Raw genomic sequence first — 19,232 nt, forward strand, 5'->3', positions numbered from 1 at the left:
CCCCCGCGTCGTGATTCAGGACGCCTTGATCTCCAGACCTTCGATGTCCATCTCGTCCAATCCGACCATGCGAGAGTCTCGGCCGGTGACGATGCGGTGGATGACCCACAGCAGCAGGAATGCCGGAAGCCCGGCATAGGCACTGGCGACCTGGAGCAGCTGACCGTTGACGATGGCCTGCACATTCTGGCCGATGATGACGACGACGAGCATGATGAGCGCGATGATCGGACCGATCGGGAACAGCGGTGCCCGGTACGGCAGGTCCGCGACAGCACGTCCCTGCCGGACATAGGCGCGGCGGAACCGGAAGTGACACCACGCGATGCCGACCCAGACGATGAAGCCGGAGAGACCGGAGACGTTCATCAGCCAGGTATAGGCACCACCGTCGCCCATGATCTCAGTGAGGAATCCGAACAGACCGATCATCGCGGTGGCCAGCAGCGCCATGACAGGCACTCCGCGTTCGTTGAGTCGGGCGAACAGCCTCGGCGCGGTTCCTTCTTCGGCCATGGCGTAGAGCATGCGGGTGGAGGCGTAGAGGCCGGAGTTGCCGGCCGAGAGGATGGCGGTGAGGATGACGGCGTTCATCATTCCGGCGGCCACAGCGATCCCCGCGCGTTCGAAGACGAGGGTGAATGGTGAGGCCGTGACGTCTTCGTTGTTCGCCGAGGCCAGCAGGGAGGGGTCGGTGTAGGGCAGGAGGAAGCCGATGACGGCGATGGCTCCGATGTAGAAGAGCATGATGCGCCAGAACACCGTGCGGATGGCTCGCGGCATGTCCTTGCGAGGGTTCTCCGACTCCCCTGCGGTGACGCCGACGAGTTCGGTTCCCTGGAACGAGAATCCGGCGATCATGAACACGCTGATGACCGACATCCACCCACCGGCGAACGGGGCCTCGCCGGTCGTCCAGTTGCTCAGTCCGGGTGAGGTTCCGCCGAGGATGCCGACGATCATGAGCACGCCGAGGACGAGGAACGCCAGCACCGCTGTGACCTTGATGGCGGCGAACCAGAACTCCCCTTCGCCAAAGGCCTTCGCGGACAGGAAGTTCAGCCCGGAGAGGAGGACGAGGAAGACCGCAGCCCAGATCCACGACGGAACGTCGGGGAACCAGAAGGACATGATGACACCGGCGGCGACGAGTTCGGCGGCCAAGGTGATCGCCCAGTTGAACCAATAGTTCCAGCCCATGGCGAAGCCGAACGAGGGGCTGACGTATTTTGTCCCGTAGGTGTGGAACGATCCTGCCACGGGCAGATGGGTCGACATCTCGCCGAGGGACTGCATGACGAACAGGACCATAATGCCGATCGCCGCGTAGGCGAGCAGAGCACCGCCGGGGCCGGCCTGTGAGATCGTGCCGCCGGACCCGAGGAAGAGCCCGGTGCCGATGGCACCGCCGATGGCGATCATCTGCAGGTGGCGAGACTTCAGTCCCCGTCGGAGTCGGCGTTCTTCGCTCGCCGAGGCGGCTGGCATTCCCATGGTCATCCTCGTTCGTGGTTCGAAAGGTCCGCGCACGAGGACCCTGGCCATTCCTACCACACGCCCGGCCCTCCACAGCCGATGGGAAAGACGTCTGGGAGGAGGGTCACACTCTCTCAGGCGGGGATTCGAGCAGACGGAGGATCGGTTTGAGTGCGGATCGGATGCTGATGATGCGGAACGCCTGGTCACGGACGAATGCGAAGAGGCGAGACCGATCGAACATCAGACGGGCCAGGGCGCGGGAATTGTCGTGAGCGGCTTCGACTCGCGGCCGTTGACGGGCTTCGAAGCGGTCGAGCGCGGTCTCGATCTCATCGACTGCCGCGAGCCCGCCCGAACGTGAGTCTGTTCCGGAATCAGCGGCCAGGGCGGAGAGCTCTTCGGCGAGCACCCCGGCCGACTCCATCGCCATTCCGGCACCGATCCCGGCCGTAGGGAGGAAACCTGCCGCAGCATCGCCGAGCAGAACAGTGCGACCGCGTCTCCAGCGCTGCACCCGAGAATCGCGCAGCGGCCAGAAGAAGGCGTCGTCTGTCTCTGCGACCGCGGTGAGGCAGGCCTCGATCCGTGGTGTCAGCACCGTGAGGCGGCTGCGGACCTCGGCTGCGAATCGCCGCGGGCCGAGCGACTGCCGGGCATCGGGACAGCCGAGAAACACTCCGACGGCGCCTTTGACCGGATATATGCCGAGGAAGAACCCGTCGCCCCAGATCTCATTGACGGCGTCGTCATCGGCATCTGCCTCGGCCCAGCAGACCCACCCGCCCCAAGCCGTATCCACGGAATCCGCCACCGAGGATTCGACGGAGTCGGCCGCGTCGGGCTGGCCGATCACAAGCCGACGGGTGTGGGAGTTCATTCCGTCAGCGATGACGACGATATCGAAATCGAAGTCTGACGACTGGCTCTGGCGTCGGTCGCCACGGTCCGCACCAGCCACGGTCACGGTGGTGCCGTCAGCAGACAGCCCGGTCACCGTGGCGCCGAAGGCGATCGGGCAGTCGTCGGCGGTGAGTACGCCGAGCAGGCCCGCGCGGGAGATTCCGCGATAGTCGCCGTATTCGGCCAGCAGATCACCGAGGTGGTCCTGCCGGAGCACTCTGCCGGTGTGCGCATGTGCGATGTAGCGGCTGATGCCGACGCTGGCATCGAGGTACGCCTCCCGGCGATCGAGCTCGTCGATGATCGGTTCGACCATGGGCATGAGGGCAAGCATGTATCCGGCGCGGTTGTCACCGATCATCCGACCGGCATCGGCCGAGCGGTCGATGAGAACCGGATTCATACCGCGGGCCCGGAGCAGCTGGGCCAGGGTGATTCCGGCGATTCCGGCTCCGACGATGAGGATGCGCGGCTCTTCTGGACTCACGTCCCTCCGCTGGTCGTCGACAGTGGCCGCAGTGATCATACGTGGACTCCTGATTCGGGCCGATTCGCTGCACGGCCCCGCTTCTGGACCGCCTGGTCCAAGCACAGTATCACCGACTGGACCGCATGGTCCACAGATGGGTCGGACATTGCTAGACTGACTTCGTGTCCGAGACTGCGTTGGCGCGCATGCGCCCTGAGAGGCGAGCCGCTCTCATTGATGCCGCGGCTCGTGAATTCGCCTCACGGCCGTTCGAGGAAGCATCGCTCAATCGCATCATCTCCAGCTGCGGGATGAGCAAGAGCTCCTTCTATCATGTCGTCGATTCGAAGGATGACCTCTTCTCTCTTGTCGTCGCTGATCTCGCTGCGACCGCCCGTCGCTTCTGGACTCCGCCGGTTCCGGACAGCTTCAGAGACGGATTCTGGGACCGTGCGCGCTCGGTCTGGGACGACGTTGTGCGAACGTGGCCAGACAGTCCGGAGCTCACTCTGCTGTGGCATATCGTCTATGCGAACTCGGATGATCGCACTGTCCGCGAACTCGCTGTCCGCGTCGAAGAATGGGTGCGTGCAGTGCTCACTGCCGGACGTGAGTCTGCGTCGATCGACGTCGAGTGTCCGCTCGAACTCCAAACCCTCTCGGTGTTCTCGCTCTTACGCACCTTCGACGAATGGTCTCTGAAACTGACGGAGAGCGACAGCGCCGCCGTCGGCCCGGAAGCGGCTGCAGCCCATCAGTTCCGGCTGCTCACACGGCTGCTGCGTGCCTGACCGGATCTCATACAGACTCGGCCGGGTTCTCACGGCTCGGGGTCGGTGCGCTCGGCAGTCCGCGGGCGAGTTCGGGACCGAGGTCTGAGATATTGCGGGCGCCCATGAGTCCCATGGCGGTGAGGATCTCCTGCCGGATCAGGGCGATCGCCCTCTCGACGCCTCGCTGACCGCCGGCCATGAGCCCGTACAGGTAGGCCCGCCCGATGAGCACGAAGTCGGCACCGGCGCACACTGCGGCGACGACATCGGTGCCTGACATGATCCCGGAGTCGAAGATGAGTTCCATCTCCGGTCCGACCTCGGCACGGACTTCGGCCAGAGAAGTCAGCGAGTCCGGGGCCCGATCGAGCTGACGGCCGCCGTGGTTGGAGACGACGAGTCCATCGGCCCCGACAGATCTGGCGCGCCTGGCGTCGTCGGCGGTGAGGATGCCCTTGACGAACAGCTGTCCCTTCCATTGTTCGCGGATCCACCGCAGGTCATCGAGGTCGAGGGTCGGGTCGAACATCGTGCGAGTCATCTCAGTCAGGGATTGGGAGGTGTTCGACAGCGACGCGTACTTCGGCGGTTCGGTGGTGAGGAAGTTGAACCACCAGCCGGGACGATAGGAGGCGTCGAGGATGGTGCCCAGGTTCAGTCGCGGCGGAATCGTCAGGCCGTTGCGGTGGTCGCGCAGACGCTGGCCGGTGATCGGGGTGTCGACGGTGACGAGCAGAGTCTCGTATCCGCTGGCGGCGGCGCGCTGGATCAGATCGAGGCTGCGCTGCCGGTCCTTCCACAGGTAAAGCTGGAACCACCGGGTGGAATCCGGAGCCGCCTGGGCGACGTCCTCGACCGAGGTCGTGCCCATCGTCGACAGCGAGAACGGGATTCCGGCCTTCGTCGCCGCACGCACTCCGGCGATCTCGCCCTCGGAGTGCATCATGCGGGTGTATCCGGTCGGGGCGATGCCGAAGGGCAGTCGGGCCCGGGCTCCGGCGATCGTCGTCGACGTGTCGGGGGCGTCGACTCCGTGGAGGATTCGAGGAAGAAGCTCGATGCGGCCCAGTGCGTCGCGGTTCTTCTGCAGGGTCCTCTCATCGAGGGCGGCACCGTCGACGTAGTCGAACGGAGCCGTCGGCGTCACACGCTTGGCGACGCGCCGGAGGTCCCAGATGTCTGCGGCCGACTCCAACCTGGCTGCGACCCGGTCGAGGCGGGGCAGGTCGAACTGCAGCAAGGGAGCGAGTTCTTTGAGATCGGGCAGTCGACGTTTCATCTCTCTCCTGGGTCAGGCTCCGGCTGGCATCCGCAGTCCGGAGGTTCCATGGCGGGTCGTTCGCGGTCCGCAGAGTGCCAGTCTAAGGAGGCGAGCGCCGCACTTGCTCAGGCGACCGTCAGCCGAACGCCTGTCCGCCCCGAATCGCCCTGCGCGAGTCGTCAAAGCACCGCGGCCGGGGTGCTCACTCCTGGTTGAGGTAGGCGAGCACTGCTGCGACGCGTCGACTCGTCGTCTCCCCCGCGAGGAGGCCGAGTTTGTCGAAGATCGCACTGATGGACTTCTCGACGGAGCTGACCGAGACGAAGAGTCGTTCGCCGATGCCCCGATTCGACAGTCCCTCGGCCATCGCTTCGAGCACTTCGCTCTCCCGCGGGGTCAGGGTCGACAGCGTGTTCTGCCTCTCCGAGGTGGTCAGCAGCTGCCGCACGACGTCGGGATCGATGACCGTTCCGCCCTCGGCTATCCGCTGGACCGACTCGAGGAACCGATCGATGTCGGTCACCCGGTTCTTCAGCAGGTAGCCGACGCCCACAGATTCGGTGCTCAGCAGCTCCGTCGCATACTCGCGCAGCACATATTGGCTGAGCACGAGCACACCGATGTCCGGAAATCGGCGTTTGATCGCCAACGCCGCCTCAAGCCCCTCGGTGGTGTGAGTCGGCGGCATCCGCACGTCGACGATCGCAAGGGTCGGTCGCAGCTCGTTCACCGCCCGCAGCAGCTCGCCCGCGTCGCCGACGGACGCGACGACGCTGATCCCCTCGTCTTCGAGCAGACTGCGCACACCTTCGCGCAGCAGCACCGCGTCATCGGCGAGGACGACTCGCATCCGATTCTCCGCCTGCATCTCTGTCATGGTCACCTCTACCTCGTCTGACTCTTCGTACTGCCGATCTGTGCTTCCGTCCCGAGCGGAATCCGTGCGCTCACTGTGGTGCCTGCGCCGTCAGGGGAGTCGACATCGAGACTCCCGTCGAGCGCACCGACCCGTCGGGCCAACCCTTGGAGTCCGCCCCCACCCGGATCGGCGCCACCGAGACCGTCATCGGAGATGGTCACGGTCAGTGTCTGGGCCTCGGCGACGATGCCGACCGTGATCGCTGCCGCCTCCGCGTGTTTGACGACGTTCGTCACGGCCTCACGGACGACGAAGTAGGCGGCGGATTCCACTGCCGGCGGAAGTCTACCCTCCTGCACGGTCAGGAGAGTCAACGGTACGGGGCTGCGACCGGCGATCCTCTCGAGCACGGGCCGAAGCCCATGATCGTCCAGTGCTGTGGGGTAGACCCGCCATGCGACTTCCCGCATCTCGTCGATGAGGTCCTGGGACTGAACCAGCGCATCGTCGAGGAGGGCTTTGGACTTCACCGGATCAGAGGCTCGCTGGGCGCGGGCGATGAGCACGGACAGGGAGACGACGTTCTGCTGCACGCCATCATGCAGGTCGCGTTCGATCCGTCGTCGCTCCTCATCGATGGCGAGGACGACTCCGCGGCGGGTCGTCACCAGCTCACTGATGCGGGTGTAGACGGCGAAAGGGCGGTCCACCTCGGCGAAGCGCGCATCGATGCGACCGTGCGCCCAGCTCGCCGCTTCGGCCAGGGCAACGGCTCCGATGAGGTTCGCCGCCCCGTAGAGGACACCGACGAAGAGTGTGGGTTGGGAGATCGACCACATGTCGAAGCCGATGTTGACGGCTCCCCCGATGAAGAACCCCTGGAAGAGCGAACCGAGAGTCACGACGAGGAATCCGCCGAGGAGGTTCGCGGTGGGGATGATGGCGATTCCCGCAACGAGGCCGTTGCCGAGCAGGAACCGGCGGTGGTCCGGTGCGGCGGCGAGGACGAGTCCGAATCCGCGAGAATGACGGGCGAGTTCCCACCCTCTCACCCTCTTGGCCACACGTGAGGAGGGTGGGAAGACGGAGGCGATGAGCAGCGGAAGACACAGCAGACCGCCCCACGCGACAGCGAGGACCGAACGCGCCCACCGCGCGGCGAACATCCGTGCTTCAGGAGGAAAACGGGTGGACAGCGCGCTCGGCCAAGGCATGGATCGATCGTAGCAACGCCGGACGCCGACTCACAGAGGTTCGACCGCAGTCTCGGGTTCCGGTTTTCCGCAGCAGTGCTGCCGGTCGCCCGCGCTGACCGTGTGCCCGGCCGCGTACCGCTCGGATCATCTGCTCTTTAGCGTGGTTGAGTATGGAACTCACACTCGAGCTGCTCACCGCCACTCTCACATCTCCGTGGGTCTATCTGCTCATCGCTGTGGCCGCGGCGCTCGACTCGCTGATGCCCATCGTTCCGTCCGAGACCCTGCTCATCACCGCCGCGACGTTCGCCGCTGCGGGGCTGCCTCATCCAGCGGGTCTCGTCCTCGCTGCCGCCGGCGGGGCTCTCCTCGGTGATCTGGCCGCTCACCTCCTCGGCCGACTCGCCGACTCTGGTGTCGGCAGGTGGCAGCGGTGGACACGGGCAGCGAAACTCATCGATTCCACCCGCACAGCCTTCTCTCGCCGAGCCGGCACCACTCTCATCGCTGGTCGATTCGTTCCCGGCGGGCGCAGCGTGGCGACCATCGGCTCCGGCCTGTTCGGACTCCCCATCCGCAGCTTCCTCCTCTGGGACGGCATCGGCTCTCTGGCCTGGGCACTCTACTCGACGGGAATCGGACTGATCGGCGGCTCGATCTTCGAGGACCGCCCACTGATCGGAGTGGCCGTCGGCATCGGCATCGCTGTGGCCGTCACCGGTGCAGCCGAACTCGTCCGCAGACTGCGGCAGCACCGTCGTGGACGCACCGGGAACCGGTTCGACAGTCTCGGGGCCCGAGGTGGCATCATGGAAGAGATGTCTCAAACACATGTGTGGTACGTCAGCTACGGTTCGAACATGGCCCGCGATCGGCTCGCCTGCTATCTGCAGGGCGGACGACCGCCCGGGGCGATGGTGACCTATCCGGGTGCCAGAGACGCGACACTGCCTCAAGCCGAGGCCGGGATCGAACTGCCCGGCACGATCTACTTCGCCGGCGAGTCGAAGGTCTGGGGCGGCGGAATGGCCTTCTACGATCATTCCGTGCCCGGACCGACTCCGGCCAAGGCCTACCTCATCACCGCCGCGCAGTTCGCCGATGTGGCGGCCCAAGAGATGAACCGCCGGCCCGAACCCGACAGTCCGTTGGAACACCTCGTCTTCGATCTGCCCGCCGGCAGCTCCTATTCGGTGGGTCCGGGCGGATACGAGACCCTCCTCGTCCTCGACGATGCCGACGGCGTCCCCATGGTCACGTTCACCGCCGCCCATGGTTCAGCCGATGCCGAACACGCCCAGCCGCAGGAGCCGTATCTGGCGATGCTGCGAACGGGTATGGCAGAAGTCAGGGCCGCTGCTGGGCTGCGCCTGCCCGCAGCTGCACAAGTGTGAGGTCCAGCAGCGGAGTCGCTGCTCCCAGCTCGTCTGCTCTGAGCGCCAGATCGCCGAGGATGTGCTCCGCTTCGCTCGGAAGCCCTGCTGTCACGTCCCGGTAGAGGGAAGAGGTGAAGGCCGATCCGTCTTCGGTGAGCATCTTCAGCGTCATGGCGTGGGACTGCTCTGACACCGGGTGTCCGGCCGCGTCGGCCACAGCTTCGAGTTCATCGACGATGGCATGCACATGCGGTCTGCCTCCGGCATCCATGATCGCCCCGACCGGAGCACGGAACAGGCAGGTGACGACTCCCGCCGCGGCGATGAAAGTCCACTTCTCCCACAGTCCGTCGATGATTCCGTCGATGGTCTGGAGTCTGAACCCTGGCACATCGAGTGCTTCGACGATTCGGGTCGGCACGTCTGCTCCGTCAAGGTCGCCGATGGTCATCACGGCCAGATCGGTGAGTTGGACGACGGCACCGTCTCTGATGGTGCCGACGATCTTGACGAATCCGCCGAGCACCTGACCGGGGAACCGGTTCTGCAGCTTCTCGATCTGGGCCATGCCGTTGAGGAACGGGACGATCGTCGTCTGCTCTCCCACAGCCGGTCCGATATCGTCGATGACCGAGTCGAGGCCGCCCGCTTTGACCGCGACGATGACGAGGTCGTAGGTCTGCGGTGCGGCGCTGAGTTCCTCTGCGGTGACCACACGGACCTGATTCGTCCGGTCATGGTCCGGAGCAGCGAAGCGCAGCCCTTCCGAGCGGATCGCCTCTGCCCGCGCGCGCCTCAGCAGGAAGGTGACACTGCGACCGGCCTCGTGCAGATAGGTGCCGAACGCTCCCCCGGTGGCGCCTGCCCCGGCAATGAGGATCGACAGGTCGGGCCGGGCATCGGTTCCCGAGGCTGCGCTGCCGGCTGATTCAGTCATTTCAGTTCCTCCTTGAGCCCCCGAGCGGCCGCAGCGGGGTCCTCTGCCGAGGCTATCGCGCGGACGACGACGGCACGGTTCGCGCCCGCCTGCCGGACCGCTTCCAGTCTCTCCCCGGCCGAGATCCCGCCGATCGCGAACCACGGTGTGGCCGCCTCAGCGGTGACGGCTTCCAGCAGCTCCGTCCCCACAGCGGCACGGCCGGGTTTCGTCGGGGTCTCCCATACCGGTCCGACACAGAAATAGTCGGTCTCCGGGTCTGCCTCGGCGGCGAGCGCCTGGTCGAGAGAATGTGTGGAGCGGCCGAGGATGACGTCGGGGCCGAGCACGGCTCTGGCTTGGACGCTGGTGAGGTCTCCCTGTCCGACGTGGAAGACATCGGCGTCGGTCAGCAGTGCGACATCGGCGCGGTCATTGACGGAGAAGAGCTTGCCGTGCCGTGCCGCGGCGTCCCTGAGGACCTCCAGTGCTGTGATCTCGGCGCGGGCTTCGAGGCTCTTGTCCCTCAGTTGGATGATGTCGACTCCCCCGGAATAGGCGGCGTCGAGGAACTCGGCGAGGTCACCTTGAGCGGTCCTGGCGTCGGTGCACAGGTAGAGCGACGCTTCGGCCAATCGGGCCTCCCGCCAGGCTCTCTTCGTCTGCCGCGCTGCGGTACGCGGTGGCATCTGTGTGGTCATGGTCATAGAGTAGAGGAGTTCGCGGGAGCCTCCCAAAGAGGCTGAGAGGGCGTAAGAGCCGACCGTCAGACCTGATGCGGATCATGCCGCCGGAGGGAGAAGCTGTGAGAGTCATCGTCGTCGGTGCCGGGATCATCGGCCTGTCCACGGCTTGGTATCTGCGCCGCCTCGGTGCCGAAGTCACCATCATCGACCCTGCCCCTGCCAGGGGAGCGAGCCATGCCGCCGCGGGGATGCTCGCTCCCGCCGCCGAGGTGGTGTGGGGGCAGACTCCCCTGTACCCGCTGATGCAGGCCTCGGCGGAGATGTATCCGGGTTTCGCCGCCGAGGTGGCGAGCGCAGCCGGAGCCGATCTCGGCTTCACAGATGCCGGGACCCTGGTCTGCGCCGGTGACCGGGCCGATCTGCAGGCGCTGCGGGAGCTGCGCGAGGCACAGTCGCAGTCCGGTTTCGCAACCGAGCTGATCACCGGAAGTGCTGCTCGCCGAATCGAGCCGTCGCTGGCGCCTTCCGTGGCCGGGGCCGTGCACATTCCCGGTGATCGGTCGATCGACCCCCGTCGGGTCTCCGCCGCTCTGCGCTCTGCCCTGACGGCTGACGAGGTGTCCCTCGTTCGGCAGCGGGTGACCCAGCTGCTCAAGGATGTCGATGCGACCGTGGGTGTCCGACTGGCCGATGGCCGACGCGTCGAAGCCGATCAGGTGATCATCTGTGCCGGCGATGCCGTCACTGAGATCGTGGGGGCGCCGGCACTGCCGATCCGAAAGGTCTGGGGCGATGTCCTGCGACTGCGTGCCCCCGCCGAGGTGACTCCCCTGCTGACTCGCACCATCCGCGGATTGGTCAACGGTCGCCCCGTCTACCTGGTACCTCGCCCCGACGGAGAGATCGTGCTCGGTGCCAGCTCCCGTGAAGACGGACTCTCCGGCACCCCGGCCGGGGCCATCCACCGACTGCTCAATGACGGGCAGCGACTGGTTCCGGGCATCCTGGATGCCGAGATCACCGATATCACCACCCGCGCCCGGCCCGGGTCCCCCGATGACCTGCCGATGATCGGGCGCATCGATTCCGGCTGTGTCGTGAGCACGGGGTATTTCCGACATGGCATCCTCTTATGCCCGCTCGGCGGCAGGATCGGTGCCGAACTCGCCCTGGGCGCCTCGTCTGACTGGCCACCCGACGGGGCACTCGAGTCCGTATCCCCTTTCCGCTTCACCACAGAAGACACCACCACCAATCTCGCAGCGAGGAGCATTTCATGACCGACCGTGAACACTCACCGACCATCGTCCTCAACGGCGAACATCATGAGCTGTCGAGCGCCACCTCGGCGCTCGACCTCATCGCCCACGTCACCGGACGGGAACTGAACACCGATGGGACACCTGCCGACGGCGGACGCTTAGGGCTGGCCCTGGCCGTCGACGGGGAAGTCATTCGTCGCGGAGCCTGGTCCGGCTTCCCTCTGGTCGACGGACACACCGTCGACATCGTCACCGCTGTTCAGGGAGGCTGAGATGACCTGGACGATCGATGACGTGGAGATGTCGGCTCGACTCGTGATGGGCACGGGCGGGGCGAGTTCTCTGAGCATCCTCGAAGACGCACTGCGGGCCTCGGGGACTGAGCTGACGACTGTGGCGATGCGCCGTTTCGACGCCGAGTCCCGGGACTCGGTATTCAGCATGCTGCAGCGCTTGGGGATACGGGTCCTGCCGAATACGGCCGGCTGCTATACCGCCCGGGATGCCGTGCTCACTGCCCGATTGGCCCGGGAGGCGCTGGAGACGAACTGGGTGAAACTCGAGGTCATCGCCGACGAGGACACACTGCTGCCGGATCCCGTCGAACTCTTCGCCGCCGCCGAGGAGCTCGTCCTCGACGGGTTCACGGTCTTCGCCTACACGAACGATGATCCGGCTCTGGCGAAACGTCTGGAGGATGCCGGGGTGGCTGTGGTCATGCCGGCCGGCGCTCCCATCGGCAGCGGGCTGGGCATCCTCAACCCACACAACATCGAAACCATCGTCTCCCGTGCACAGGTGCCGATCATCCTCGACGCCGGCGTCGGAACCGCCTCGGATGCGGCTCTGGCGATGGAGCTCGGGTGCACCGCGGTGCTCCTGGCCTCCGCCGTCACCCGCGCCCATGATGCTCACGCTATGGCCCGGGCAATGGCTCTGGCTGTGGAAGCCGGGCACCTGGCGAGCGCGGCAGGAAGGATTCCGAAGCGGCCGTTGGCAGTGGCATCGTCGCCGTTCGACGGAATGGTGGCAGCACGATGAGTGCCGGGTCCAAGATCTCGACCGCGGCTGCGGTGTCGTTGCCTCCACTCGTCGACCCGGTGGAGGCCCTGCCCCGGGAGGAGCTGGAGCGCTACTCCCGACACCTGAGCCTGCCGGGATTCGGACTCGAGGGTCAACGACGTCTGCGTGCGGCCTCGGTGCTGGTCATCGGGGCAGGCGGGCTCGGATCTCCGGTGCTGGGCTATCTGACAGCCGCCGGAATCGGGTCGATCACAATCATCGACGATGACGTGGTGGAGGCCTCGAATCTGCAGCGCCAGATCATCCACCGGGATGCCGATGTGGGCCGAGCGAAGGCCGAATCTGCGGCAGCAGCGCTGGAACGGCTGGATCCTACGCTCACGGTCCACCCGATCGTGGGCCGGCTGACCCCGGAGAACGCGCTCGATCTCTTCGCTGCCCACGATGTCGTCCTCGACGGTGCGGACAATTTCGCGACCAGGTACCTGTCCAATGATGCTGCGGAGCTCACCGGCACTCCTCTGGTGTGGGGCACGATCTTCCGATTCGCCGGTCAGGTGAGCACCTTCGTCCCGGGTCACGGGCCGATGCTGCGCGACCTGTTCCCGGACATCCCGGAACCTGATTCGGTGCCCAACTGTGCGGAGGGAGGGGTGCTCGGGGTGCTGTGCGGAACAGTGGGTTCGGCGATGGCGACCGAGGCGATCAAGCTCATCTGCGGAATCGGTGCACCGTTCATCGGTCGGCTGCTGCGCTATGAGGCGCTGTCCGGGGAGTATTCGACACTGCGGTTCTCCCCCGACCCCGATCGTCCGACGGTCACCGATCTCACCGAGGTGGCTGCCGCCTGTGCCGTGGATTCGGACGGTGGCGGGGTGGCTGGCCCCTCGGCGGACGAGATCGACGTCGACGAAATCCGGTCCGGTCGCGCCGAGGTGGTCGTCGTCGATGTGCGGGAGGACTGGGAACGCGAATTGTCGGCTATCGACGGTTCTGTGCATCTTCCTCTGGGCGGCATCCGAGACGGCGGTTGGGAGGCGCTGACAACGGTGCTCAGTGACAGTGCCGTCTCTCCGGAGCCACCGGTCGATATCGTCCTCCACTGCAAGTCCGGTGCTCGGTCCGCCGAGGCCGTCGGGATTCTGTCCGGTTCGGCACCGAACGGAGTCCGTCTGCGCTCACTCGCCGGCGGCATCGATGCGTGGTCGGCTGCCGACCGGCTGCAGTCAGCGCAGGCGGACTAGGGCGGTGAGTTCAGATGATGGGCCGGTCTGTCAGGCGGGATCTGAGGCCCCGTTCGCCGGCCCTCATCACAGCACCGTGCATGAGTCCGGACAATGGTCGCATCGCCCTGACGATCGTTCTGGTCGTCGTTACGCACCACAGTGAATCTATTTCCGTCCTGCCCTGGACATCGGTGAGGGTCCACAGGCCTTCGCCGCGCAGATCACCATCCGAACGGAACCGGATGAGGCGGGGAGCATCGACCTCGTCGACCTCGATGGTGAATCGCAGGGACCACCCGATCGGGGCATGGACCAGGAGATGGGCCCGACTGCCGGGCATCACAGCGGTTCCGTCGGTCGAGTCGTCGGTGCGTGCAAGCCCTGCCTCTTCGGCCGCGGTCAGGCCCGGCCACCACTGCGGCCACTCTGCAACCCGTTCCAGCACCGCCCACGCGGTCTGGGCGCCGACGTCGACGATCCATCGGTCCTCGAAGTGGAAGGGCGCTGATTCTCCGGTGCGTGGGGTCACGTGCTCGTGGCTCATGGTACGACGGTACTGTGAAGGATGTGAGTGAGGACAACTTCGTCAGCAACCGTCGGCCCTCCCCATTGGGCGGCCGAAAACCGACCAAGGACGACCTTGCGGCGTTCGCTACGGATGATCCGAATGCGATCGACGATATCCTGCCGTGCGGCTCCTCCGGGCTGAAGATGCTCATCGTCGGCATCAATCCGGGGCTGTGGACGGCCGCGGTCAATGCCCCTTTTGCACGTCCCGGAAACCGCTTCTGGCCGTCCTTGCACCAGGCAGGTCTCACCGATCATCAGGTCGATGCCTCGTGTGGGCTCGAACCCGCCGATGAACAGCAGCTGCTCAGCCGTGGAATCGGCTTGACCAACCTCGTCGGACGGGCGACCGTTCGCGCCGACGAACTCTCCCGGCAGGAACTGCATGAGGGTGCGGCTCATCTCATCGAACGTCTTGCCGACATTCGACCGCGTGCGGTGGCGATCGCCGGGATCACAGCATTCCGCACCGGCTACCGGTTGCCGAAAGCCCAGCTCGGTCGGCAGAATACATCACTGATCGACGGGTGGCCCGCCGATGTGGCTCTGTATGTGGTGCCGCAGCCGAGCGGACTCAACGCCCATTATCAGATACCTGATCTCGCGCGGATCTGGCGTGAGGTCTGGGACGGCATCGACGATTAGGCCCGTTGCCCGGCTCCTGTGAAGTGCTGCCGACAGCGAGCGACATAGGTATCCAGTCCACCGATATGACTCGCATCGATTGCGGTCGCGGCGAGCGTCGACGCGGGAGCCGGAGCTGCCGTCGCTGCTTCTGATCCGAGTGGGCTCTCTGTCAGCTCCAGGCGTTGGTGGAACACAGCGTCTCTCCCGCAGACGGTGCACACTGCGGTGAGTCTGAGGACGTCCTCGGCCACAGCCATGAAGCTGGGCAGCGGTTCGAACGGCTGCCCGTCGAAAGTCACGCAAAGGCCTTCGACGATGACGTCGATTCCCCGTCCGAGGAGTTCGTCGACTGCGGGGACGAGGTCCGGGCCGAAGAACTGGGCCTCGTCGATGGCGATGAGGTCATAGTCCTTCTGCCCGGCCGCCTCGGCGATGGAGGCGACGTCACCGAGCGGCACCGCAGGGATATTCACCCCGGTGTGCGAGGTGATCGTGGAGATGTCCGAACGGGTGTCGAGGGAATGGGACACGACGAGGACATCGACTCCCGCGATCGTGGCTCGCCGGACCCGGCGCATGAGCTCTTCGGACTTTCCGGAGAACATGGGTCCGGCGATGACCACGAGCCGACCGGAGTCAGTCATCGACGCTGACTCGCTTGGAGTCGGTGTCGACGGTGACTTCCGTCTCTTCGCCGTTCTGGTCGAAGTCGAACTGGAATTCCTTCATCTCATCGTCGTATTCGAGCTTCCAGCCGACGAGCTTTCCCTCGGCCTTCTCCTGGGCCAGCTTGAGAGCTTCGTCGAAGGTCATCGGATCATTGAGATCGATGGCCTCCTCCTTGTCATCGGTCGAGTCCTGTTCGTGTTTGACGATCTTTCCGGTCTCGGCGTCGATCTCGACGTCATGATCGGTGTTTCCGTCGAGGATGGACACTTCGTACTGCCAGGCCTGGTCCTTGTCATCCCAGTCGAGCTCGATGCCGTGAACGATTCCGTTCCCGACTTCCTTTTCGGCCGTCTTGATCGCGTCTTCGGCACTGGTTGCCGGCGATTCACTGCTCAGGTCGGCGTCGGCGGACAGACCCTTCCCGGACGAATCCTGAGTCGAGTCCTTGGCCTCGTCCTTGCCGTCGTCGGTGTCCTCGCTCTGATCGTCGTCCGCGGCAGTGCCCGCAGGAGCCGATTCGCTTGCTGCAGACGAATTCTGCGCCTCATCAGCTCCGTTGTCGGAATCACTTCCCCCACACCCGGCCAGGCCGAGAGTGAGTGCCGCAAGTCCTGCCACTGTGCTCATTGCCATGCGATTCGTCTTCATGGTTCCCACGCTAACAAGCAAATACGTCCGACCAGGAGTTTCTGAGAACAATCTCATCTGGCCCGAGTCTGAAGCCGGTGCTCAGTCGAGGCAGAATTCGTTGCCTTCGGGGTCCGCCATCACGATGAACCCCTGTTCCAGAGGCGGATCCGGGTCGATGCGACGAAGCCGGCTGCCTCCGATCTCTGTCAGCCGAGCACATTCGGCTTCCAGTGCGTCCATCCGGGCATCGCCGTCGAGTCCGGGCGCGGCACGGACGTCGAAGTGCAAGCGGTTCTTCACCGTCTTGGCCTCGGCCACCGTCTGGAAGAAGACCCGGGGACCGACCTCTTCGGGATCGTCGATGGCGGCACGCATGTTCTCGGGACCCAATTCGATTCCGAGGGCGGCGATGAATTCCTTCCAAGCGGTGATCGGGTCCTCGCCGTCACCGAGTCGCACCCCCGGCGGGCCAGGAATGATGTAGCCGAGCGCCTCGGCCCAGAAGCGAGCGAGTCTTTCGGAATCACGGCAGTCGACGGTGACTTGGACTGTTCGGCTCATTGTCGGTTGCTCCCTATGGTCCGGTTCTGCCATCGATGCGTTCCAGCGTGACCGCAGTGTCTTGCATATTCTTCGCTGTGGTGAGATGGACGTGGTGGTCATTCTGCTCCGGCGGGTGCATGAGCGCCAGGGCTGTGACCCGGTTGTCAGGGATCAGACAGCCAGGCTCTCACCCAGGTCGAACAGACTCGGGAGCTCCTCTCGGATCATGGTCCCGAAGTCGTGCGCTCCGCCGAAGAGATCTTCGATCGAGTCGACTGTCTGCAGCACCTGTTCCCGGGAGAACTCGGGAATGAGCTCTCCGTGTTTGAGATAGCCCTTGAGCAGCCCTGTTGCGGCGGCCCTCACCCCGAGCCGACCGGCGACGAGCCAAGTGATGCATTCGGTTTCGAAACGCGCCTGTGCGGCTTCGGTCGCCGATTCTGCCTCTGCCACTCCGAGGTCGGGCCGTGCCCCTCGCTGTCCGGTGAAGATGGGAGCGAGTTCGGTGAGGAGCCGGGTGAGCATCACGGAGGCGCTGCGTGTCTGCGGCAGATGCGTCGGCAACAGGTTCTTCCTGCGCAGCGTACTGAGCACTGTGTCCACTCCGTCCCAGGTGGGCGCGCCGGCTGCGCGAAAGGGACTGAGCATATCCGCTGTGGCCTCCGGTCGCCGTTGGGCAATGAGTGCCGCATTGACGGCGGACAGCTGTGGGGACCGCCGGATGAAGGCGAGCACCTGGTCCCATGGCATCAGTGGGCGATGGTCATGCGCCTCGGTGCCGAGGGAATCGGATGAGTGCGAGTTCTGATCCATGTCCTCACGGTAGGCGCAGCCACTGACACGAGATTGAGCGACGGTCGGCGTCCTCGCCTCGGCGTCGTCGTCTCGGCGTCCTCGCCTCAGCAGTGGCAGTAGGCTCGCAGTGAGAATGGTTCAGCGGGAGGGGAGAGGACATTGACCGAGAGCAATCGGGACATTCACCTGCGGATCGGACGGGAAGAACTCGTCATCCGGCAGCGCTATCAGGTCATCAGCATCGCCAATGATGTGCTCATCGGTCTGTGGTTCCTCGTCGGCAGCTTCATGTTCTTCTCTGAATCGCTGACCTATTCGGGAACGTGGCTGTTCGTCATCGGCAGCGTCGAGATGCTCATTCGTCCGGTCATCCGCCTCGTCAGGCATCTGCACCTGCAGAGGCTGCGCGGCCCCGCGGCTGCCGGCGATGACTCATTCGACTTCTGAACCCGTTCGTCCAGTCGATTCGCATCACGAGCCGGGCAACCACGGCCGCTGCTTCCATGCGGGCTCCCCTCAGGTCTGCATCTACCGAATCCCGCTGACGAGCAGGTGCTCACCAGTGCATCATGATCGGATAAGCCCGTTGCCCAGCCGCAGCCGGCGATGCGCCGACTCGTTCGCCCATCGCTGGTCGTGGGTGGTCGCCAGAACGGCGCCTCCACGGCGAAGGAACCGCTCGATGATCGCGTTCAGGCGAGTCATCGCGGCCAGGTCGCGTCCGATCGTCGGTTCGTCGAGCAGCAGGATTTTCGCTTCGGTCATCAGTGCGGAGGCGATGACGACGTCTTTGCGTCGGGGCACGTCGAGGTCAAAGGGGTGTTCGTCGGCGACCTCCGTGAGATCGGTCGCGGTGAGAACGGCATTCACGTCGGATCTGCGTCGGGCCAGCACACGCGCCCGCTCTCGCCGACGATGCGGCGGAAATGGGGCTGCATGAAGCAGTTCACGTGCCACCGTTGCCGCGGAGAGCTGAAGTCCGGGATCCTGGCCCACCCACCCGAGGTGGACGCTGCGTACGTGGGCAGGCAGCGCATCCAACCGAGTCATCTCGTCGAGGCGGCTGACCGTGATCGTGCCCGTCACCATCGCGGACCGGTCGAGAAGCCCGAGCAGTGCCCGCAGCAGCGTGGACTTCCCGGCCCCGTTGGCTCCCGTGACGGTGGTGAGTTCGCCGGGCTGCAGATCGAAGTCGACGCCGTCGAGGATGCGCCTGCTTCCCCGGTCCACCGTAAGGTCGCGAACAGAGAGAAGTGCATCTGCCGGATCGGTGGCCTCTGTGGGAACGGCCGTGGCGACATCGGTGCGGCTGTTCCAGATGCCGCCGGATCGAGTCGACCGAGTCGCCGACTGCAGTCGCCCTGCATCGAGGAGGTTGACCTGTTCACAGATCCGAGTCAGTTCGTCGATCTGGTGACCGGTGATGAACACCGCCCCACCTCGGGCACAGAAATCCTGGAGCACTGTCGCCAGACGGGCCCGCATCTGCGAGTCCAGGGACTGTGCGGGTTGGTCGAGGACGACCAGATCGAGCTGCGGCGCGAGGATCCGGGCCAAAGCGACCAGCTGTCTCTGACCGCCGGAGAGTGTGTCCAGTCGTCGACCCCACAGTTCGGCGATCCCGAGCAGCTCGACCGTGCTTCGGGCTCGGTCGCGGGCTTCAGACGGGGCGTATCCGTGCAGTCGGCATACCAGCTGCGTCTCGTCACCGACCTGGCTGGTCATTCCGCTCAGCTGCGCTTCCGGATCATCGCCGAGCAGTGCGACCGTTCCGCCGAGGTCGATGGTGCCGGTCATGGTTCCGCGTGAGGCGAGCTGGCCGGACAGCAGTCGGCACAGAGTCGACGTTCCCGATACGATCGGTCCGAGCACCGCGGTGATGGTTCCGCCGGTGATGTCGAGACTGATGCCGGACAGTGTTGGAGCGTCATCGCCGTGATAGGTGAAGTCGGCGTCCATGATCTCAGCGGAAATC

Annotated in this window: 21 protein-coding genes and 1 riboswitch; of the genes, 8 read left to right on the plus strand and 13 right to left on the minus strand. The window is 65.2% G+C overall.

Annotation, left to right across the window (positions count from 1 at the left end; translation table 11 throughout):
* Nucleotides 1-15: 15 nt before the first annotated feature.
* Both ACQE2J_RS12675 and ACQE2J_RS12680 read right to left on the minus strand, forming a co-directional pair.
* The gene (locus ACQE2J_RS12675; RefSeq protein ID WP_426936417.1) at nucleotides 16-1,494 is read right to left on the minus strand and encodes an amino acid permease; all 1,479 of its coding nucleotides are present in this window, start codon (nucleotides 1,492-1,494) and stop codon (nucleotides 16-18) included.
* Between the two features lie 106 nt (nucleotides 1,495-1,600).
* Nucleotides 1,601-2,866, minus strand: coding sequence for an FAD-dependent oxidoreductase (locus ACQE2J_RS12680; RefSeq protein WP_426936418.1), 1,266 nt, complete (start codon nucleotides 2,864-2,866; stop codon nucleotides 1,601-1,603).
* A gap of 164 nt (nucleotides 2,867-3,030) precedes the next feature.
* Here ACQE2J_RS12680 and ACQE2J_RS12685 point away from each other — a divergent pair, with 164 nt between their 5' ends.
* On the plus strand, nucleotides 3,031-3,639 hold the full coding sequence (locus ACQE2J_RS12685; protein WP_426936419.1) for a TetR/AcrR family transcriptional regulator: 609 nt from the start codon (nucleotides 3,031-3,033) through the stop codon (nucleotides 3,637-3,639).
* Between the two features lie 7 nt (nucleotides 3,640-3,646).
* Here ACQE2J_RS12685 and ACQE2J_RS12690 read toward each other — a convergent pair whose 3' ends face one another.
* The 3 genes from ACQE2J_RS12690 to ACQE2J_RS12700 form a co-directional block, all read right to left on the minus strand.
* The gene (locus tag ACQE2J_RS12690) at nucleotides 3,647-4,900 is read right to left on the minus strand and encodes an alpha-hydroxy acid oxidase (protein WP_426936420.1); all 1,254 of its coding nucleotides are present in this window, start codon (nucleotides 4,898-4,900) and stop codon (nucleotides 3,647-3,649) included.
* Between the two features lie 184 nt (nucleotides 4,901-5,084).
* Nucleotides 5,085-5,759: a response regulator transcription factor gene (locus ACQE2J_RS12695; protein ID WP_426936421.1), complete on the minus strand. Its 675-nt coding sequence runs from the start codon at nucleotides 5,757-5,759 to the stop codon at nucleotides 5,085-5,087.
* Between the two features lie 8 nt (nucleotides 5,760-5,767).
* Nucleotides 5,768-6,955: a sensor histidine kinase gene (locus tag ACQE2J_RS12700; RefSeq protein WP_426936422.1), complete on the minus strand. Its 1,188-nt coding sequence runs from the start codon at nucleotides 6,953-6,955 to the stop codon at nucleotides 5,768-5,770.
* Nucleotides 6,956-7,107: 152 nt separating this feature from the next.
* Here ACQE2J_RS12700 and ACQE2J_RS12705 point away from each other — a divergent pair, with 152 nt between their 5' ends.
* A complete protein-coding gene (locus tag ACQE2J_RS12705; RefSeq protein WP_426936423.1) occupies nucleotides 7,108-8,331 on the plus strand; it encodes a DedA family protein in 1,224 nt (407 codons plus the stop codon).
* Here ACQE2J_RS12705 and ACQE2J_RS12710 read toward each other — a convergent pair.
* Nucleotides 8,285-9,250 (minus strand): ketopantoate reductase family protein, encoded by a 966-nt coding sequence (locus ACQE2J_RS12710; RefSeq protein ID WP_426936424.1) that lies wholly within the window; start codon nucleotides 9,248-9,250, stop codon nucleotides 8,285-8,287. The genes ACQE2J_RS12705 and ACQE2J_RS12710 overlap by 47 nt on opposite strands.
* Nucleotides 9,247-9,930, minus strand: a complete 684-nt coding sequence (gene thiE, locus ACQE2J_RS12715; protein ID WP_426936425.1) for a thiamine phosphate synthase — start codon at nucleotides 9,928-9,930, stop codon at nucleotides 9,247-9,249. The genes ACQE2J_RS12710 and thiE overlap by 4 nt, the downstream gene beginning before the upstream one ends.
* Before the next feature lie 11 nt (nucleotides 9,931-9,941).
* Nucleotides 9,942-10,045, plus strand: a riboswitch (TPP riboswitch).
* Between thiE and thiO the strand changes: the two genes are divergently transcribed.
* The 4 genes from thiO (at nucleotide 10,035) to ACQE2J_RS12735 (ending at nucleotide 13,444) form a co-directional block, all read left to right on the plus strand.
* Nucleotides 10,035-11,195 (plus strand): glycine oxidase ThiO, encoded by a 1,161-nt coding sequence (thiO, locus tag ACQE2J_RS12720; protein WP_426936426.1) that lies wholly within the window; start codon nucleotides 10,035-10,037, stop codon nucleotides 11,193-11,195. Its footprint overlaps the riboswitch before it by 11 nt.
* Entirely contained in the window at nucleotides 11,192-11,449 is a 258-nt protein-coding gene (thiS, locus tag ACQE2J_RS12725) for a sulfur carrier protein ThiS (RefSeq protein WP_426936427.1), read from the plus strand. Before thiO ends, thiS begins: the two co-directional genes overlap by 4 nt.
* Nucleotide 11,450: 1 nt before the next feature.
* Nucleotides 11,451-12,218, plus strand: a complete 768-nt coding sequence (locus tag ACQE2J_RS12730; RefSeq protein ID WP_426936428.1) for a thiazole synthase — start codon at nucleotides 11,451-11,453, stop codon at nucleotides 12,216-12,218.
* Nucleotides 12,215-13,444, plus strand: a complete 1,230-nt coding sequence (locus tag ACQE2J_RS12735) for a ThiF family adenylyltransferase (protein WP_426936429.1) — start codon at nucleotides 12,215-12,217, stop codon at nucleotides 13,442-13,444. Before ACQE2J_RS12730 ends, ACQE2J_RS12735 begins: the two co-directional genes overlap by 4 nt.
* A 10-nt stretch (nucleotides 13,445-13,454) precedes the next feature.
* Here the strand turns inward: ACQE2J_RS12735 and ACQE2J_RS12740 are convergent, their stop codons facing one another.
* Nucleotides 13,455-13,970, minus strand: coding sequence for an SRPBCC family protein (locus tag ACQE2J_RS12740; protein ID WP_426936430.1), 516 nt, complete (start codon nucleotides 13,968-13,970; stop codon nucleotides 13,455-13,457).
* Nucleotides 13,971-13,993: 23 nt separating this feature from the next.
* Between ACQE2J_RS12740 and ACQE2J_RS12745 the strand changes: the two genes are divergently transcribed.
* A complete protein-coding gene (locus ACQE2J_RS12745) occupies nucleotides 13,994-14,638 on the plus strand; it encodes a mismatch-specific DNA-glycosylase (RefSeq protein WP_426936431.1) in 645 nt (214 codons plus the stop codon).
* Here ACQE2J_RS12745 and ACQE2J_RS12750 read toward each other — a convergent pair.
* From ACQE2J_RS12750 to ACQE2J_RS12765, 4 genes are all read right to left on the minus strand, one after another.
* Nucleotides 14,635-15,264: a thymidine kinase gene (locus ACQE2J_RS12750; RefSeq protein ID WP_426936432.1), complete on the minus strand. Its 630-nt coding sequence runs from the start codon at nucleotides 15,262-15,264 to the stop codon at nucleotides 14,635-14,637. The genes ACQE2J_RS12745 and ACQE2J_RS12750 overlap by 4 nt on opposite strands.
* Nucleotides 15,257-15,937, minus strand: coding sequence for a PepSY domain-containing protein (locus ACQE2J_RS12755; RefSeq protein ID WP_426936433.1), 681 nt, complete (start codon nucleotides 15,935-15,937; stop codon nucleotides 15,257-15,259). The genes ACQE2J_RS12750 and ACQE2J_RS12755 overlap by 8 nt, the downstream gene beginning before the upstream one ends.
* Nucleotides 15,938-16,018: 81 nt before the next feature.
* Nucleotides 16,019-16,480, minus strand: a complete 462-nt coding sequence (locus ACQE2J_RS12760) for a VOC family protein (protein ID WP_426936434.1) — start codon at nucleotides 16,478-16,480, stop codon at nucleotides 16,019-16,021.
* Nucleotides 16,481-16,633: 153 nt separating this feature from the next.
* Nucleotides 16,634-17,275, minus strand: coding sequence for a hypothetical protein (locus ACQE2J_RS12765; RefSeq protein WP_426936435.1), 642 nt, complete (start codon nucleotides 17,273-17,275; stop codon nucleotides 16,634-16,636).
* Nucleotides 17,276-17,416: 141 nt separating this feature from the next.
* Here ACQE2J_RS12765 and ACQE2J_RS12770 point away from each other — a divergent pair, with 141 nt between their 5' ends.
* Nucleotides 17,417-17,704: a YrhK family protein gene (locus tag ACQE2J_RS12770; RefSeq protein ID WP_426936436.1), complete on the plus strand. Its 288-nt coding sequence runs from the start codon at nucleotides 17,417-17,419 to the stop codon at nucleotides 17,702-17,704.
* Nucleotides 17,705-17,824: 120 nt separating this feature from the next.
* On the opposite strand, the gene ACQE2J_RS12775 is transcribed toward ACQE2J_RS12770, so the two are convergent.
* Nucleotides 17,825-19,216 (minus strand): ATP-binding cassette domain-containing protein, encoded by a 1,392-nt coding sequence (locus ACQE2J_RS12775; protein WP_426936437.1) that lies wholly within the window; start codon nucleotides 19,214-19,216, stop codon nucleotides 17,825-17,827.
* Between the last annotated feature and the right edge of the window lie 16 nt (nucleotides 19,217-19,232).

The sequence above is a fragment of the Brevibacterium sp. LE-L genome, from assembly GCF_050214925.1.
Taxonomy (GTDB): Bacteria; Actinomycetota; Actinomycetes; order Actinomycetales; family Brevibacteriaceae; genus Brevibacterium.

What these genes read in the sequence shown, in the direction of transcription:
- ACQE2J_RS12675 (WP_426936417.1), bottom strand. Translation starts at nt 1,494, where the DNA reads ATGGGAATGCCAGCCGCCTCGGCGAGCGAAGAACGCCGACTCCGACGG.
- ACQE2J_RS12690 (WP_426936420.1), bottom strand. Translation starts at nt 4,900, where the DNA reads ATGAAACGTCGACTGCCCGATCTCAAAGAACTCGCTCCCTTGCTGCAG.
- ACQE2J_RS12695 (WP_426936421.1), bottom strand. Translation starts at nt 5,759, where the DNA reads ATGACAGAGATGCAGGCGGAGAATCGGATGCGAGTCGTCCTCGCCGAT.
- ACQE2J_RS12700 (WP_426936422.1), bottom strand. Translation starts at nt 6,955, where the DNA reads ATGCCTTGGCCGAGCGCGCTGTCCACCCGTTTTCCTCCTGAAGCACGG.
- ACQE2J_RS12705 (WP_426936423.1), top strand. Translation starts at nt 7,108, where the DNA reads ATGGAACTCACACTCGAGCTGCTCACCGCCACTCTCACATCTCCGTGG.
- ACQE2J_RS12710 (WP_426936424.1), bottom strand. Translation starts at nt 9,250, where the DNA reads ATGACTGAATCAGCCGGCAGCGCAGCCTCGGGAACCGATGCCCGGCCC.
- thiE (WP_426936425.1), bottom strand. Translation starts at nt 9,930, where the DNA reads ATGACCACACAGATGCCACCGCGTACCGCAGCGCGGCAGACGAAGAGA.
- thiS (WP_426936427.1), top strand. Translation starts at nt 11,192, where the DNA reads ATGACCGACCGTGAACACTCACCGACCATCGTCCTCAACGGCGAACAT.
- ACQE2J_RS12730 (WP_426936428.1), top strand. Translation starts at nt 11,451, where the DNA reads ATGACCTGGACGATCGATGACGTGGAGATGTCGGCTCGACTCGTGATG.
- ACQE2J_RS12735 (WP_426936429.1), top strand. Translation starts at nt 12,215, where the DNA reads ATGAGTGCCGGGTCCAAGATCTCGACCGCGGCTGCGGTGTCGTTGCCT.
- ACQE2J_RS12740 (WP_426936430.1), bottom strand. Translation starts at nt 13,970, where the DNA reads ATGAGCCACGAGCACGTGACCCCACGCACCGGAGAATCAGCGCCCTTC.
- ACQE2J_RS12750 (WP_426936432.1), bottom strand. Translation starts at nt 15,264, where the DNA reads ATGACTGACTCCGGTCGGCTCGTGGTCATCGCCGGACCCATGTTCTCC.
- ACQE2J_RS12755 (WP_426936433.1), bottom strand. Translation starts at nt 15,937, where the DNA reads ATGAAGACGAATCGCATGGCAATGAGCACAGTGGCAGGACTTGCGGCA.
- ACQE2J_RS12760 (WP_426936434.1), bottom strand. Translation starts at nt 16,480, where the DNA reads ATGAGCCGAACAGTCCAAGTCACCGTCGACTGCCGTGATTCCGAAAGA.
- ACQE2J_RS12765 (WP_426936435.1), bottom strand. Translation starts at nt 17,275, where the DNA reads ATGGATCAGAACTCGCACTCATCCGATTCCCTCGGCACCGAGGCGCAT.
- ACQE2J_RS12775 (WP_426936437.1), bottom strand. Translation starts at nt 19,216, where the DNA reads ATGGACGCCGACTTCACCTATCACGGCGATGACGCTCCAACACTGTCC.